We start from the raw sequence: 14,623 nt of genomic DNA on the forward strand, positions 1-14,623 counted from the left end.
TTTTCAAGAGATGTTTTTCAGGGGCTAAAAGTCCTTTTTCCTTAGGGGTGAAACACCTTGGCCAAGATTCTCGTGGTTACATCCGGCAAGGGTGGTGTGGGTAAGACCACCACCAGCGCCGCTATCGGTACCGGCCTCGCTCTGCGCGGCCACAAAACAGTGATCGTCGACTTCGACGTGGGCTTGCGTAACCTCGACCTGATCATGGGTTGCGAGCGCCGCGTGGTGTATGACTTCGTCAACGTGGTCAACGGCGAAGCCAACCTGCAACAGGCCCTGATCAAAGACAAGCGCCTGGAAAACCTCTACGTGCTGGCCGCCAGCCAGACCCGCGACAAAGACGCGCTGACCGTCGAAGGCGTGGAAAAAGTCCTGATGCAACTCAAGGAAGACTTTGAGTTCGTGGTCTGCGACTCCCCCGCGGGCATCGAGAAAGGCGCCCACCTGGCCATGTACTTCGCTGACGAAGCGATCGTCGTGACCAACCCGGAAGTTTCCTCGGTACGCGACTCCGATCGCATGCTCGGCCTGCTGGCCAGCAAGTCCCGTCGCGCCGAACGTGGCGAAGACCCGATCAGGGAACACCTGCTGATTACCCGTTATCACCCGGAACGTGTGAGCAAAGGCGAAATGCTCGGCGTAGAAGACGTCAAGGAAATCCTCTCGGTGACCCTGCTCGGCGTGATCCCGGAATCCCAGGCGGTGCTCAAGGCATCCAACCAGGGCGTTCCCGTGATCCTCGACGACCAGAGCGATGCCGGCCAGGCCTACAGCGACACCGTAGACCGCCTGTTGGGCAAAACCGTGGACCATCGTTTCCTCGATGTACAGAAGAAGGGATTCTTCGAGCGCCTGTTTGGAGGCAATTAAGCAATGAACCTTTTTGACTTCTTTCGTGCCAACAAAAAGCAAAGCACCGCGTCGGTAGCGAAAGAGCGTCTACAGATCATCGTGGCGCACGAACGCGGCCAACGCAGTACCCCGGACTACCTGCCGGCCTTGCAGAAGGAACTGGTCGAGGTGATTCGCAAGTACGTCAATATCGGGTCCGATGACGTGCACGTCGCACTGGAAAGCCAGGGCAGCTGCTCGATTCTGGAACTCAATATCACCCTGCCAGATCGCTGAGTCGATCCGGCTGGAGCCACGGCGGCTCAGGCCCCTTGCGCAACTGCAAGGGACCTGAGCCGCCGTTGGCGTTTGTTACGAGGCTGTTTTAATGCCGTTGTCCAATGTCCACATCATTCATCAGGACGCCGCCGTACTGGTGGTGAACAAACCGACTTTGTTGCTCTCCGTCCCCGGCCGGGCCGACGACAACAAGGACTGCCTGATTACCCGCCTGCAGGAAAACGGTTACCCGGAAGCGCGAATCGTCCACCGGCTGGACTGGGAGACTTCCGGCATCATCCTGCTGGCCCGCGACCCGGATACCCATCGCGAGCTGTCCCGGCAATTTCACGACCGTGAAACCGAAAAGGCCTACACCGCCCTGTGCTGGGGCCAACCGGAACGCGACAGCGGCAGCATCGACTTGCCGCTGCGCTACGACCCGCCGACCAAACCTCGCCATGTGGTCGACCATGAGTTCGGCAAGAACGCACTGACTTTCTGGCGCGTGCTGGAGCGTTGCGGTGATTGGTGCCGCGTGGAACTTACGCCGATCACCGGCCGCTCGCATCAGTTACGCGTGCACATGCTGTCAATTGGTCATCCGCTGCTCGGCGACGGCCTCTATGCCCATGAGCAAGCCCTGGCCGCTTGGCCCCGACTTTGCCTGCATGCAAGCATGCTCAGCTTTACCCACCCACAAAGTGGTGAGCGACTGCGTTTCGAATGCCCTGCCCCATTCTGAGCAAGCGTTGCAGAACGCCCTTCCGCTGAAGGGCGGTTTCATTTGTCGTTACAAATACCCCGATCTGAAAATCGCTGCCACCGTGCGCCTGCAATGCCCCGGAGCAATACGGTAAACTTGCGCCTCTGCTGCCTGGAGCTACTTATGCGTGAAGCGTTGCCCCCCCTAGAGAAAACACCGCACCAGTTGCTCTACCTCATCTATGGCAACCAGGACGTTTACCGGCGTGAAGCCAAATTCAGCATACTCACAGCCCTGGCCCAGCTTAAACGGGGCGAGTCGCTGTGCATCAGGGTGATGACCGATCGTCCTCAGGATTATGCCGGCTGGCCGGTTGACACCATCGCCCTGAGCGAGCAGACCCTGGCCCAATGGCAGGGTGAAAACGGCTACCATCACCGACGCAAGGCTTGCGCCATTGCGCAAGGGTTGAAACTGGCCGAAAAGACGCTGTTCGTCGACACCGATACGCTGTTCCTGGAATCCCCCCATCGTGTCTTCCACCGGATCGAGCCTGGCCGCTATGTCATGGACCGCTTCGAGTACGACTGGAGTTACGTTCGCGAACGCCCGAACTACGTGAAGCTTGGCCACTGCCTGCAAGTCTGTGGCATCTCCTCCGAGAACAGTTTCAAGTTGTACAACAGCGGACTGTGCGGTGTGACCGACAGCGATACGCCACTGCTCGAAGAGTCGATCCGCTTGATCGACGAATGGACGCAAGGCTCCTTCGATATCCACACCATCGAGCAAATCGCCCTGTCATTCGCGATGCGTGACAAGCCGATCCAGGAAGCGAAAAAATTCGTTTATCACTACTTTGCTGAAAAACGCTTTTTCCACGCCATGCAGAAGCATTTTTTTACCCGCCACGGTGAACGGTTCCGGCCCGAGTTACCGGCCTTGTGCACTGAAGTGCCGCGCTGCAAACCTGTGCCTTCACCCTGGCAGCGCCTGCGCATCAAGTGGAAGCTACGCAACAAAAGCAACACGCTGAAAAAAGTCGGTCGCCACCTGCTGTACGGAAGCGCGGCGCCTAACGATCCATATTACGAAGTGTGTCGCCATGAATGGTGGGAGTCCGCCTCCAGAGAGATTTTGCGGTGGGATGAAGACAAACAAAAAAGGTTCTTCGGAGCGGAAAAGGGGCGCTGGCCGAAACATATGCCCAAGCCGGTAAAATCTTCTGACGAACAGACCATCATTGCCTACCTGCGCGAGCGGATGAAACATTAGGACCATCATGCAAGTGCGCTGCCTGGCGATCAAAGCACTTGCCCAATGCCGCCAGCCAATACGTTAAACTGGCTGCATTGCTGTCTGGAGTTACTTATGCGCGAAGATTTGAACCAAGGCCTGATCGACTTCCTCAAGGCCTCCCCTACCCCATTCCATGCCACCGCCAGCCTTGTTCAGCGTCTGGAAGCGGCGGGTTATCAACGCCTCGACGAACGCGAGCCATGGCACACCGAAGCCAATGGCCGCTACTACGTCACCCGTAACGACTCTTCGATCGTCGCGATCAAAATGGGTCGCCACTCGCCGCTGCACGGCGGGATTCGTCTGGTCGGCGCCCACACCGACAGCCCGTGCCTGCGGGTCAAGCCGCAGCCGGAACTGCAACGCCAGGGCTTCTGGCAATTGGGCGTCGAAGTCTATGGCGGTGCATTACTGGCACCGTGGTTCGACCGCGACCTGTCCCTCGCCGGCCGCGTGACCTTCCGCCGTGACGGCAAGGTCGAGAGCCAGTTGATCGACTTCAAGGCACCGATCGCGATCATCCCGAACCTGGCCATTCACCTCAATCGTGAAGCCAACATGGGTTGGGCAATCAATGCCCAGACCGAATTGCCGCCAGTTCTTGCGCAGTTTGCCGGTGACGAACGCGTGGATTTCCGCGCCGTGATCACCGATCAGCTCGCCCGCGAACACGGTCTGAACGCCGACGTGGTGCTCGATTACGAGCTGAGCTTCTACGACACCCAAAGCGCTGCCGTCATCGGCCTGCACGGTGACTTCATCGCCGGCGCGCGCCTGGACAACCTGTTGTCGTGCTACGCCGGCCTGCAAGCGCTATTGACCGCCGACACCGACGAAACCTGCGTGCTGGTGTGCAACGATCACGAAGAAGTCGGTTCTTGCTCGGCCTGCGGTGCCGACGGCCCGATGCTTGAGCAGACGCTGCGTCGCCTGCTGCCTGAAGGTGATGAATTCGTACGCACCATTCAGAAATCGCTGCTGATCTCGGCCGACAACGCCCACGGCGTGCACCCGAACTACGCGGAAAAGCACGATGCCAACCACGGCCCGAAACTCAATGCCGGTCCGGTGATAAAGGTCAACAGCAACCAGCGCTACGCCACCAACAGCGAAACCGCCGGATTCTTCCGTCACCTGTGCATGGCTGAAGAAGTGCCGGTGCAGAGTTTCGTGGTGCGCAGCGACATGGGCTGCGGTTCGACCATCGGCCCGATCACCGCCAGCCACCTGGGCGTACGCACCGTGGACATCGGCCTGCCGACGTTCGCCATGCACTCGATCCGCGAACTGTGCGGCAGCCATGACCTGGCGCATCTGGTCAAAGTGCTAAGCGCGTTCTACGCCTGCCGCGAGTTGCCGTAACACCTGCAGGAGCTGCCGCAGCCTGCGGCAGCTCCTACACACCTCACCACCGACCATCCAAATCCCACCTAGACTTAAATCATCCCTTTCGACAAGGCAGTCGCCATGATCTCGATGTCCACCTTCCACGCCATGCTGATCCCGATTCTTGCCGGGATGCTCCTGCTGGCGATCGGTTTCAATTTTCGTGACAAGAACCTCGGGGTGTTCGCCATGTGGATCGGCATGCTGACGATCTTCGCCACCGTGGTTATCAAGATCCTCGCCAAACTCAACGAATAAATCCGCACCCTGACTCGCATTGATTTTGACGGGCTCGTACACTCGGTCGACCCGCTCACTCCGAGGTTGACCGCCTAGTGTTCGCTCGTCTTTTTGCCTTGCCATGTTTTTTCCTTGTCTGCCTGATGACGCTGCTGCCGATGGCGTCCGCCCAGGCAGTCGGCTTGCCGAGCCTGCTCAACAGTTCGGCGAAAACCCAGCCCGAGGCACAAGAACCTCTGGGGCAATCCCTGGACGAAGTGATCAAGTCGCTGGAGAACGATCAGCAGCGAACCAAGTTGCTAGCCGATCTGAAGAAACTTCGCGACGCCACGAAAAAAGCCCAACCCGCCGCCGAACAAGGCGTACTGGGCCTGATTGGCGGGACCCTCGCCAGCTTCGAAAAACAGTTTTCCGGTGCCGACAGTCCGCTCACCCGCTGGTCCGACGAGTTCGACCTGGCCAGGGACGAACTGACAGCGCTGGTGCTGCCGGCCAACGAATGGCTGCCGATCATCTTCGCCTTCGCCGTGATTCTGATGGTCTGGAGCCTGCTGGCAGCGGCGCTGATCTGGGTCAGCCACCGGGTGCGCATGCGCTTCGGCCTGACTGAAGAGCTGCCGCAACACCCCAGGGCGCTGGACATGCTGCGCTTCGCTTTGCGCAAGCTAGGGCCATGGCTGATCGCGCTGGTGATCACGGTCTACATGAGCTATGCCCTGCCTTCTTCACTGGGTAAAAGCCTGGCCATGGTGCTGGCCTATGCACTGGTAGTTGGCACCTGTTTCTCCGCGATTTGCGTAATCGCCTTTTCCCTGCTCGACGGCCCACACCGCCACCGCGCCCTGTACATCCTGCGGCATCAGGCCTTTCGGCCGTTGTGGCTGATCGGCAGCTTCGCCGCATTCGGTGAAGCCCTGAACGACCCGCGCCTGATCGAAAGCCTCGGTGTGCATCTGGCACATACCGCGGCGACGGTGGCCAATGTACTGGCGGCGCTGTCCACCGGGTTGTTCATCCTGCGATTCCGCCGTCCGATCGCCCACTTGATCCGCAACCAGCCACTGTCCCGACGCCTGACCCGCCGCGCCCTCAGCGACACCATCGAAATCCTCGGCACCTTCTGGTTCGTCCCGGCGCTGGTGCTGGTGGGCATTTCACTGTTCGCCACGTTTGTTTCCGCCGGCGATACCAGCACCGCGTTGCGTCAATCGCTGATCTGCACCGTGCTGCTGGTGTTGTGCATGGTCATCAACGGCCTGGTCCGCCGCCACGCCCTCAAACCGCAACGCGGTGTGAAGCGCCATGCACTGTATTCCGAGCGCCTGAAAGGCTTCTTCTACACCCTCGCGCATCTGCTGGTGTGGCTGACGTTCATCGAACTTGGCCTGCGGGTCTGGGGCATGTCGCTGATTGCGTTCACCGAGGGCGAAGGCCATGAGGTCAGCGTCAAGCTGTTCAGCCTCATCGGCACGCTGATCTTTGCCTGGTTGATCTGGATTCTCAGCGACACCGCCGTGCACCACGCCCTCACCCGCTCGCGTAAAGGCCAGGCCAATGCCCGCGCACAGACGATGATGCCGCTGATCCGCAATGTGCTGTTCATAGCGATTTTTATTGTCGCGCTGATTGTCGCCCTGGCGAACATGGGCATGAACGTCACGCCCCTGCTGGCCGGTGCCGGCGTGATCGGCCTGGCCATCGGTTTCGGCGCGCAGTCGCTGGTGGCCGACCTGATCACCGGGCTGTTCATCATCATTGAAGACTCCCTGGCCATCGACGACTACGTGGACGTCGGCGGCCACCTCGGCACCGTCGAAGGCCTGACCATCCGCACCGTGCGCCTGCGGGACATCGACGGCATCGTCCACACGATCCCGTTCAGCGAAATCAAAAGCATCAAGAACTACTCCCGGGAATTCGGCTATGCGATCTTCCGGGTCGCGGTGCCTGCCAGCATGGACATCGACAGCGCGATCAAACTGATGCGCGAAGTCGGCCAGAAAATGCGCACCGACCCGCTGCAACGACGCAACATCTGGTCACCGCTGGAAATTCAGGGGGTTGAAAGTTTCGAGTCCGGCAACGCGATACTCCGCGCCCGGTTCAAGACCGCGCCGATCAAACAGTGGGAAGTTTCGCGGGCGTTCAATCTTTCACTGAAACGGCATCTCGATGAAGCGGGGATGGATTTGGCGACGCCGCGGTTGAGTGTACAAGTCGTCACCGCAGGTGGCGGTCCGGAAAAAGAGCTGCCTTTGTAGGCGCTGCCGTAGCGCCTACAGGACGTCGACGCCGACATGAATCGCATCATGCCGCCAGAACTCAAGATCACAATCGATCAACCGCTCATGCTGATCGTAATTGACCCGGGCAATGCGCAAGCCCGGGCTGCCCACTGACACGCGCAAGGCCGCCGCCGCATCCACCGACAACGCCGTCGGCACAATCTCGAACCGCACCCGCCCGTAGTGCAAATCGTAGTGCCGTGCATAAAGCTCGGTAATCGACTGATTCAAATCAAAATCCAGAATCCCCGGAAAATACTGCGGATTCAGGTAATGCTCCACATACAACACCAGCCGCCCATCAATGCGCCGCGAACGGCAAATCTGAATCACGCTCGACAGCGCCGGCAACTGCAACCAGGCACAGACCGCTGCCGACGCTGGCTGCAAACGCGCAGAAATCACCTCAGTGGATGGCACCCGCCCCTGGGCGCCGACCATCGCGTGAAAGTGACTGCGCTGCATCAGGTTATAAGCCAGGCGCGGCGGCGATACGAACCAGCCCCGGCGCTCCTCGCGATAAATCTGCCCCTGAGACTCCAACTGCAACAACGCCTCACGCACCGTGATCCGCGTGGTGCCAAACAACTCACTGAGCTTTCGCTCGGCCGGCAATTTGCTGCCAGGTGCCAACAGCCCGTGGTCGAGTTGTTCCTGAAGAACCTGGCCAATCGCTGTCACCGCTTTCGTAGCTTCATCGCGCATCAACGTTACCTATCTGGACTAGACCAGCACTGTTTCGGAGCAGAACCGCGCTGAAAATCGATTCAATCAATGTCCTGCAAGCGTAGGCAGTGCAGATGACTGAGAGATGACAAGTCTCCAGACGGTCATCTCGGCGGTCATTTAAAAACCGTGCAATACATCGGCCAAGTCCTTGCGTAGCGGGCCTTTGCCTATGGTCTACGCTTAGCTGGCAGCCGCCAATATCGAGCAAATAAACGTCTTGCCGGGCGACGAACGACATCAAAGTGTCATCCAGCCCCCTTAGATTGGCTCAGGTATTGCTGACCTAGACCAACACCAACCGCAATCGCAGCGTTGAACACGACCCAAGGAGCTTCGGAATGAAACAGTTTTTCCTGGCATCACTGTTAGGCTCGACCATTGCCATGTGCACCGCCGCCATGGCGGCTGATGATCTGAAAACCCTGGAAGCCGCTGCGAAAGCGGAAGGCGCAGTCAACAGCGTCGGCATGCCCGATGACTGGGCCAACTGGAAAGGCACCTGGGAAGACCTGGCCAAGAAATACGGCCTAAAACACATCGACACCGACATGAGCTCGGCGCAGGAAATCGCCAAGTTCGCCGCTGAAAAAGACAACGCCAGCGCCGACATCGGCGACGTCGGCGCGGCCTTCGGCCCGATCGCGGTCAAGCAAGGCGTGGTGCAACCGTACAAGCCTTCCACCTGGGAGCAAGTACCAGACTGGGCCAAGGACAAGGACGGCAACTGGGCACTGGCCTACACCGGCACCATCGCCTTTATCGTCAACAAGAAACTGCTGCACGGTTCCGACGTGCCAACCAAGTGGGCTGACCTCAAGTCTGGCAAATACAAAGTGTCCATCGGTGACGTGAGCACCGCAGCCCAGGCTGCCAACGGCGTTCTGGCCGCAGCTCTGGCCAACGGCGGCGACGAGAAAAACCTGCAGCCTGCCTTGCTGATGTTTGCCGATATCGCCAAGCAGGGTCGCCTGTCGATGGCCAACCCGACCATCGCCACCATGGAAAAAGGCGAGATCGAGGTCGGTGTGGTCTGGGACTTCAACGGCCTGAGCTACAAGGCCAAGATGGCCAACCCGGATGACTATGTAGTGCTGATCCCGTCCGACGGTTCGGTGATTTCCGGCTACACCACCATCATCAACAAGTACGCCAAGAACCCGAACGCCGCCAAGCTGACCCGCGAGTACATTTTCAGCGACGCCGGCCAGATCAACCTGGCCAAAGGCAACGCCCGTCCGATCCGCGCCGAGCACATCACGCTGCCAGAAGACGTGAAAGCCAAGCTGCTGCCGAACGAGCAGTACAAAAAGGTCACGCCGATCAAGGACGCGGATGCATGGGAAAAGTCTTCCAAGGCCCTGCCACAGAAGTGGAACGAAGAAGTCATTGTCGAAATGAAGTGATGCTTTAGACGCCCACATTGGAAGCTCAATGTAGGCGCGAGCCGGCTCTCGATAACGGAGGGTCAGTCAATATTAATGTCGACTGAATCAGCGCTATCGCAAGCCGGCTCACTCCCACAAGGGATAGAGTCAAACCCGAGATGTCCGAATTCCTGTTTTGCGGAGTCCCCTCCCCCATGAAGCACAACGTCATCCTTGTCGTGCTCGACGGCCTCAACTATGAAGTCGCGCGCCACGCCATGGGACACCTGCAGGCCTACGTCGGCGCAGGACGCGCAGCGCTCTACAAACTGGAATGCGAATTGCCGGCCCTGTCCCGACCGCTTTATGAATGCATCCTCACCGGTGTCACGCCGATCGACAGCGGCATCGTCCACAACAATGTCTCGCGCCTGTCCAACCAGCGCAGCATCTATCACTACGCCACCGATGCCGGCCTCAAAACCGCGGCGGCGGCTTATCACTGGGTCAGCGAGCTGTATAACCGTTCGCCGTTCGTAGCAGCCCGGGACCGTCACACTGACAACCCCGACCTGCCGATCCAGCACGGGCACTTCTACTGGAGCGATCACTACCCGGATTCGCACCTGTTCGCCGACGCCGAAAACCTGCGCCTGCGCCATGCGCCGAATTTCCTGTTGATCCACCCGATGAACATCGACGACGCCGGCCACAAGCACGGCCTCGACACCCCGCAGTACCGCAATAGCGCCCGCTCGGCTGACATCATCCTGGCCGACTACCTGCAAGGCTGGCTCGATGCCGGTTATCAGGTGCTGGTGACCGCCGACCATGGCATGAACAACGACCGATCCCATAACGGCCTGCTGCCCGAGGAACGCGAAGTCCCGCTGTTCGTGCTCGGCGATGCCTTCAATTTCAACGCCGACGCCACGCCAAAACAGACCGAAATTTGCGGCACCGTCTGCGAGTTGCTGGGCGTACCCCACGACAAACCTGTGTGCCGGGAGCTGCTCAAGTGAACTCCATCACCCGCGGCAAATGGCTGGCAGCGTTGTGCCTGGTGCCCTTCGCTTTGTTCTTTTTCGTGTTCGAAATCGCCCCGCTGGTGTGGGTAATGATCAACAGCCTCGAATCGGAAGAGTTCGGCTGGGGTATTGCCAACTTCACCAAAATTTTCAGCTCGAAATTCTACCGTCAGGCGATCCAGTACAGCCTCGAGATCAGTTTCTGGTCCAGCGTATTCGGCATCATCATCGCGGTGCTCGGCGCCTATTCCCTGCGTCGGGTCGACTCGAAACTGCGTAACTTCGTCAACGCCTTCGCCAACATGACCAGTAACTTCGCCGGCGTGCCTTTGGCCTTTGCCTTCATCATTTTGCTGGGCTTCAACGGCAGCTTCACCATCCTGCTCAAGCAGGCCGGGATCATTCAGGACTTCAACCTGTACTCGAAAACCGGGTTGATCATCCTTTACACCTACTTCCAGATTCCCCTCGGTGTGCTGCTGCTCTACCCGGCCTTCGATGCCCTGCGCGAAGACTGGCGCGAGTCCGCCGCGCTGCTCGGCGCCAATGGCTGGCAGTTCTGGCGGCACATCGGTTTGCCGGTACTGACCCCGGCGCTGCTCGGCACGTTCGTGATCCTGCTGGCCAACGCACTGGGCGCTTATGCCACGGTGTACGCACTGACCACCGGCAACTTCAACGTCTTGCCGATCCGTATCGCAGCGATGGTCTCGGGTGACATCTCCCTCGACCCGAACCTGGCCAGTGCCCTGGCCGTGGTGCTGGTGGCGCTGATGACCCTGGTGACCATCGTGCATCAGCTGCTGCTGAAGAGGAGCTACCATGTCTCGCGTTGAATCAGGCCCAGTCGGCCTCTACCATCGGGTAGTGGTTTACCTGCTGTTCGCCATTCTCCTGTTGCCGCTGCTGGGCACGTTTATCTACTCGATCTCCAGCAGCTGGTCGGCAACCATTCTGCCCAGCGGTTTCAGCATCAAATGGTATGTGCAACTGTGGAGCGATCCGCGCTTTCTGAGTGCGTTCGGTCAATCATTGCTGGTGTGCATCGGAGCGTTGGTGTTGTCGGTGGTACTGATTCTGCCGCTGCTGTTCGTGGTGCATTACCACTTTCCGAAACTCGATGCGCTGATGAACATCCTGATCCTGCTGCCCTTCGCCGTACCGCCAGTGGTGTCGTCGGTGGGGCTGTTGCAGCTCTACGGTTCCGGGCCGTTTGCGATGGTCGGTACGCCGTGGATCCTGATCGGTTGCTACTTCACCGTGGCGCTGCCGTTCATGTACCGGGCGATCACCAACAACCTGCAAGCGATCAACCTGCGTGACCTGATGGACGCCGCGCAACTGCTCGGCGCCAGCACCTTTCAGGCGGCGTTCCTGGTGGTGCTGCCAAACCTGCGCAAGGGCTTAATGGTGGCGTTGCTGCTGTCGTTCTCGTTCCTGTTCGGTGAGTTCGTCTTCGCCAACATCCTCGTCGGCACCCGTTACGAAACCCTGCAGGTCTACCTCAACAACATGCGCAACAGCAGTGGCCATTTCACCAGTGCGCTGGTGATTTCCTACTTCTTCTTTGTGCTGGTTCTGACCTGGATTGCCAACATCTTGAACAGGGACAAAAGCGAATGAGCTATGTCAGCGTCCAACATCTTCAGAAAAACTACGCGGGCACCACGGTGTTCAGCGACATCAACTGCGAGATCCAGAAAGGCGAGTTCGTCACCCTGCTCGGCCCGTCCGGTTGCGGCAAATCCACCCTGCTGCGTTGCATCGCAGGGCTGACCTCGGTGGACGGCGGCAAGATCCTGCTCGATGGCGTTGATATCGTGCCGCTGAGCCCGCAAAAACGCGGAATCGGCATGGTGTTCCAGAGTTATGCACTGTTCCCCAACATGACCGTGGAACAGAACGTCGCCTTCGGTTTGCGCATGCAAAAGGTCAACGCCGATGACAGCCAAAAGCGCGTCGCCGAAGTCCTTAGGCTAGTAGAACTCCAAGATTTTGCCGCGCGTTATCCGCATCAGCTGTCCGGTGGCCAATGCCAGCGCGTCGCCCTTGCCCGCTCATTGGTGACCCGACCTCGCCTGTTGCTGCTGGATGAACCGCTGTCGGCTCTCGATGCGCGGATCAGAAAGCACCTGCGTGAACAGATTCGTCAGATCCAGCGCGAATTGGGCCTGACCACAATTTTCGTCACACACGACCAGGAAGAAGCCCTGACCATGTCTGACCGCATTTTCCTGATGAATCAGGGAAAAATCGTACAAAGCGGCGACGCCGAAACCCTCTACACCGCACCCGTGGACGTATTCGCCGCAGGCTTCATCGGCAACTACAACCTGCTGGACGCCGAGAATGCGACGAAACTGCTGCAACGGCCGATCAACCACCGAATCGCCATACGCCCGGAGGCCATCGAACTGAGCCTCAACGGCGAGCTCGACGCGCAGGTGCGCAGCCACAGCTTGCTGGGCAACGTGATTCGCTACCGCATCGAAGCACGTGGCGTGGAACTGGTGGTAGATGTGCTCAACCGTTCGGCGTCCGACCTGCATCCCGATGGTCAGCGCCTGGCACTTTCCATCGATCCGACGGCCCTGTGTGAGGTAGCCTGATGACCTTGCTGACGTTGAAGAGAGAACTGCACTGATGGCCCTGGCAATTTTTGATCTGGACGAAACCCTGATCCACGGCGACTGCGCCTCGCTGTGGAGCGAACAAATGGTCCGCCTCGGCTGGGTCGACGGCGAATCTTTCCTGCGTCGCGACAAGGAACTGATGGACGCTTATGGCCGAGGCCATTTGGCGATGGAAGACTACATGGCCTTCAGCCTGGAGCCGTTGATCGGGCGCACACCCGCAGAAGTCGAACATTTGGTCGGCCCGTGGGTGGAAGACTTCATCGAACCGATCATATTCAGCGACGCCACCAAAACCATCGCCGCGCACCGCAAGTCCGGTGACCGCATCCTGGTGATCTCTGCTTCAGGCACGCACCTGGTGGCACCGATAGCGGAACGTCTGGGCATCGACGAGATACTCGGCATCGAACTGGAAGTGGCTCACGGTAGTTATACCGGCAAGACTGTCGGCACCCTGACCTACCGCGAAGGCAAGATCACGCGGTTGCTGGAGTGGCTGGATGCGGAGGAGGAAAACCTGGAAGGCGCGAGTTTCTATTCCGACTCACGCAATGACCTGCCCTTGTTGCTGAAGGTGGACTTCCCGCATGCGGTGAATCCGGACCCGGTGTTGCGCGAGCAGGCGGAAAAAGCCGGCTGGCCGATCCACATCTGGAAGTAACTCCAATCCCCTGTAGGAGCGAGCCTGCTCGCGATGGCGGTCTTACATCCAACTCATTGGTTGACTGACATACCGCTATCGCGAGCAGGCTCGCTCCTACAGGTTTTGTGTTGTCAGACCAGGCTCTCGTCAATCACCAACACCAGTTTCCCCTCCACCGTATTACTCGCCAGTTCCGCAAACGCTGCTTCGGCGTCCCTGATCGGGAAGGCCCTGGCCAGTTGCGGGCTCAATCGGCCTTCAGCAAACAACGGCCACACATGCTGGCTCAAATCACTGAACAGATCCGCCTTGAACTGATCGTCGCGGCTACGCAGCGTCGACCCCAAAAGCTGCACACGCTTGGCCAGCACTTGCGCCAGATCCAGCTTGGCCTCGCGACCGCCCATCAAACCGATCAGCACCCAACGACCGTCCAGCGCCATCAGCTTGAGGTTCAGCGCCGCGTAATTGCCGCCCACCGGGTCGAGAATGACATCGAACGGCCCCAGGTCGCTCAGGCTCTCCAGACCACTGGTGCGCACCACGCCACCCTGGGCGCCGAGCGCTTCGCAGTACGCCAGCCGTTCGGCCGAGCCGACGCTGACCCAGCACGGATTGCCAAACGCCTTGCACAGCTGAATGGCGGCTGAACCGATTCCACTTGCTCCGGCGTGCAGAAGAACTTTCTGACCCGGTTTGAGCGCAGCGAGTTGAAACAAATTCAACCAGACCGTTGCATAGACTTCCGGTAGCGCAGCGGCTTCGGCCAACGACATTTCGTCGGGAACCGGCAGCACGTGCCGTCCGTCGACAACCACTTCCTCGGCCATGCCGCCCCCGGCCAGCAAGGCGCAGACGCGATCGCCGACCTTCCACGACGAGCCGGGACCGACCTCGCTGATCACCCCGGAACACTCTAGTCCGAGCACCTGACTGGCCCCCGGCGGTGGCGGATAAAGGCCGGCCTTCTGCAACAAATCGGCGCGATTGAGACCCGCTGCCGCCACACGAATGCGAACTTGTCCTACATCACACGTAGGACTCGGCGCTTCCACCCACTCCACTTGACCGTCAACGCCTTGCAATGCTTTCACAGTGCCTCCATAGTGAGTCTGGACTGAGCCCGAAGCTGTAGCGCCGGGCTTTTTGCATTATGCGACCGGCCCATGTGGAACCGGCGACTTCAAAGACGGCCTA

15 protein-coding genes are annotated in these 14,623 nt (G+C 59.3%); 13 read left to right on the forward strand and 2 right to left on the reverse strand.

Going from position 1 to position 14,623, the window contains the following annotated elements; all coding sequences use genetic code 11:
- Nucleotides 1-57: 57 nt before the first annotated feature.
- The 7 genes from minD (at nt 58) to ACNYC6_RS04955 (ending at nt 7,002) form a co-directional block, all read left to right on the forward strand.
- On the forward strand, nt 58-870 hold the full coding sequence (gene minD / locus ACNYC6_RS04925) for a septum site-determining protein MinD (protein WP_419711339.1): 813 nt from the start codon (nt 58-60) through the stop codon (nt 868-870).
- Nucleotides 871-873: 3 nt separating this feature from the next.
- Entirely contained in the window at nt 874-1,128 is a 255-nt protein-coding gene (minE, locus tag ACNYC6_RS04930; RefSeq protein ID WP_007974947.1) for a cell division topological specificity factor MinE, read from the forward strand.
- 91 nt (nt 1,129-1,219) lie between these two features.
- A complete protein-coding gene (locus ACNYC6_RS04935; protein ID WP_419711340.1) occupies nt 1,220-1,855 on the forward strand; it encodes an RluA family pseudouridine synthase in 636 nt (211 codons plus the stop codon).
- Between the two features lie 144 nt (nt 1,856-1,999).
- On the forward strand, nt 2,000-3,091 hold the full coding sequence (locus ACNYC6_RS04940) for a hypothetical protein (RefSeq protein ID WP_419711341.1): 1,092 nt from the start codon (nt 2,000-2,002) through the stop codon (nt 3,089-3,091).
- A 96-nt stretch (nt 3,092-3,187) separates the two neighbouring features.
- Complete coding sequence (locus ACNYC6_RS04945; protein ID WP_419711342.1) at nt 3,188-4,477, forward strand: M18 family aminopeptidase; 1,290 nt, start codon at nt 3,188-3,190, stop codon at nt 4,475-4,477.
- A 105-nt stretch (nt 4,478-4,582) separates the two neighbouring features.
- Complete coding sequence (locus ACNYC6_RS04950) at nt 4,583-4,759, forward strand: hypothetical protein (RefSeq protein WP_338585456.1); 177 nt, start codon at nt 4,583-4,585, stop codon at nt 4,757-4,759.
- 77 nt (nt 4,760-4,836) lie between these two features.
- Nucleotides 4,837-7,002 (forward strand): mechanosensitive ion channel family protein, encoded by a 2,166-nt coding sequence (locus ACNYC6_RS04955; protein ID WP_419711343.1) that lies wholly within the window; start codon nt 4,837-4,839, stop codon nt 7,000-7,002.
- 15 nt (nt 7,003-7,017) lie between these two features.
- Here the strand turns inward: ACNYC6_RS04955 and ACNYC6_RS04960 are convergent, their stop codons facing one another.
- Nucleotides 7,018-7,731 carry a UTRA domain-containing protein gene (locus tag ACNYC6_RS04960; RefSeq protein WP_416130177.1) on the reverse strand — a complete coding sequence of 238 codons (714 nt, stop codon included), beginning with the start codon at nt 7,729-7,731 and terminating at the stop codon, nt 7,018-7,020.
- Nucleotides 7,732-8,093: 362 nt separating this feature from the next.
- Here ACNYC6_RS04960 and ACNYC6_RS04965 point away from each other — a divergent pair, with 362 nt between their 5' ends.
- The 6 genes from ACNYC6_RS04965 (at nt 8,094) to ACNYC6_RS04990 (ending at nt 13,444) form a co-directional block, all read left to right on the forward strand.
- Nucleotides 8,094-9,158 carry an ABC transporter substrate-binding protein gene (locus ACNYC6_RS04965; RefSeq protein ID WP_419711344.1) on the forward strand — a complete coding sequence of 355 codons (1,065 nt, stop codon included), beginning with the start codon at nt 8,094-8,096 and terminating at the stop codon, nt 9,156-9,158.
- Between the two features lie 176 nt (nt 9,159-9,334).
- Nucleotides 9,335-10,141, forward strand: a complete 807-nt coding sequence (locus ACNYC6_RS04970) for an alkaline phosphatase family protein (protein WP_419711345.1) — start codon at nt 9,335-9,337, stop codon at nt 10,139-10,141.
- On the forward strand, nt 10,138-10,983 hold the full coding sequence (locus ACNYC6_RS04975; RefSeq protein ID WP_419711346.1) for an ABC transporter permease: 846 nt from the start codon (nt 10,138-10,140) through the stop codon (nt 10,981-10,983). Before ACNYC6_RS04970 ends, ACNYC6_RS04975 begins: the two co-directional genes overlap by 4 nt.
- Nucleotides 10,970-11,770 (forward strand): ABC transporter permease, encoded by an 801-nt coding sequence (locus tag ACNYC6_RS04980; protein ID WP_419711347.1) that lies wholly within the window; start codon nt 10,970-10,972, stop codon nt 11,768-11,770. The genes ACNYC6_RS04975 and ACNYC6_RS04980 overlap by 14 nt, the downstream gene beginning before the upstream one ends.
- Nucleotides 11,767-12,756 carry an ABC transporter ATP-binding protein gene (locus ACNYC6_RS04985; RefSeq protein WP_419711348.1) on the forward strand — a complete coding sequence of 330 codons (990 nt, stop codon included), beginning with the start codon at nt 11,767-11,769 and terminating at the stop codon, nt 12,754-12,756. Before ACNYC6_RS04980 ends, ACNYC6_RS04985 begins: the two co-directional genes overlap by 4 nt.
- A gap of 34 nt (nt 12,757-12,790) precedes the next feature.
- Nucleotides 12,791-13,444: an HAD family hydrolase gene (locus ACNYC6_RS04990; RefSeq protein ID WP_419711349.1), complete on the forward strand. Its 654-nt coding sequence runs from the start codon at nt 12,791-12,793 to the stop codon at nt 13,442-13,444.
- Nucleotides 13,445-13,557: 113 nt separating this feature from the next.
- On the opposite strand, the gene ACNYC6_RS04995 is transcribed toward ACNYC6_RS04990, so the two are convergent.
- Nucleotides 13,558-14,520 (reverse strand): NAD(P)H-quinone oxidoreductase, encoded by a 963-nt coding sequence (locus ACNYC6_RS04995; RefSeq protein WP_419711350.1) that lies wholly within the window; start codon nt 14,518-14,520, stop codon nt 13,558-13,560.
- Nucleotides 14,521-14,623: the final 103 nt, after the last annotated feature.

The organism is Pseudomonas sp. NFX224, assembly GCF_048565165.1.
Lineage (GTDB): Bacteria > Pseudomonadota > Gammaproteobacteria > Pseudomonadales > Pseudomonadaceae > Aquipseudomonas.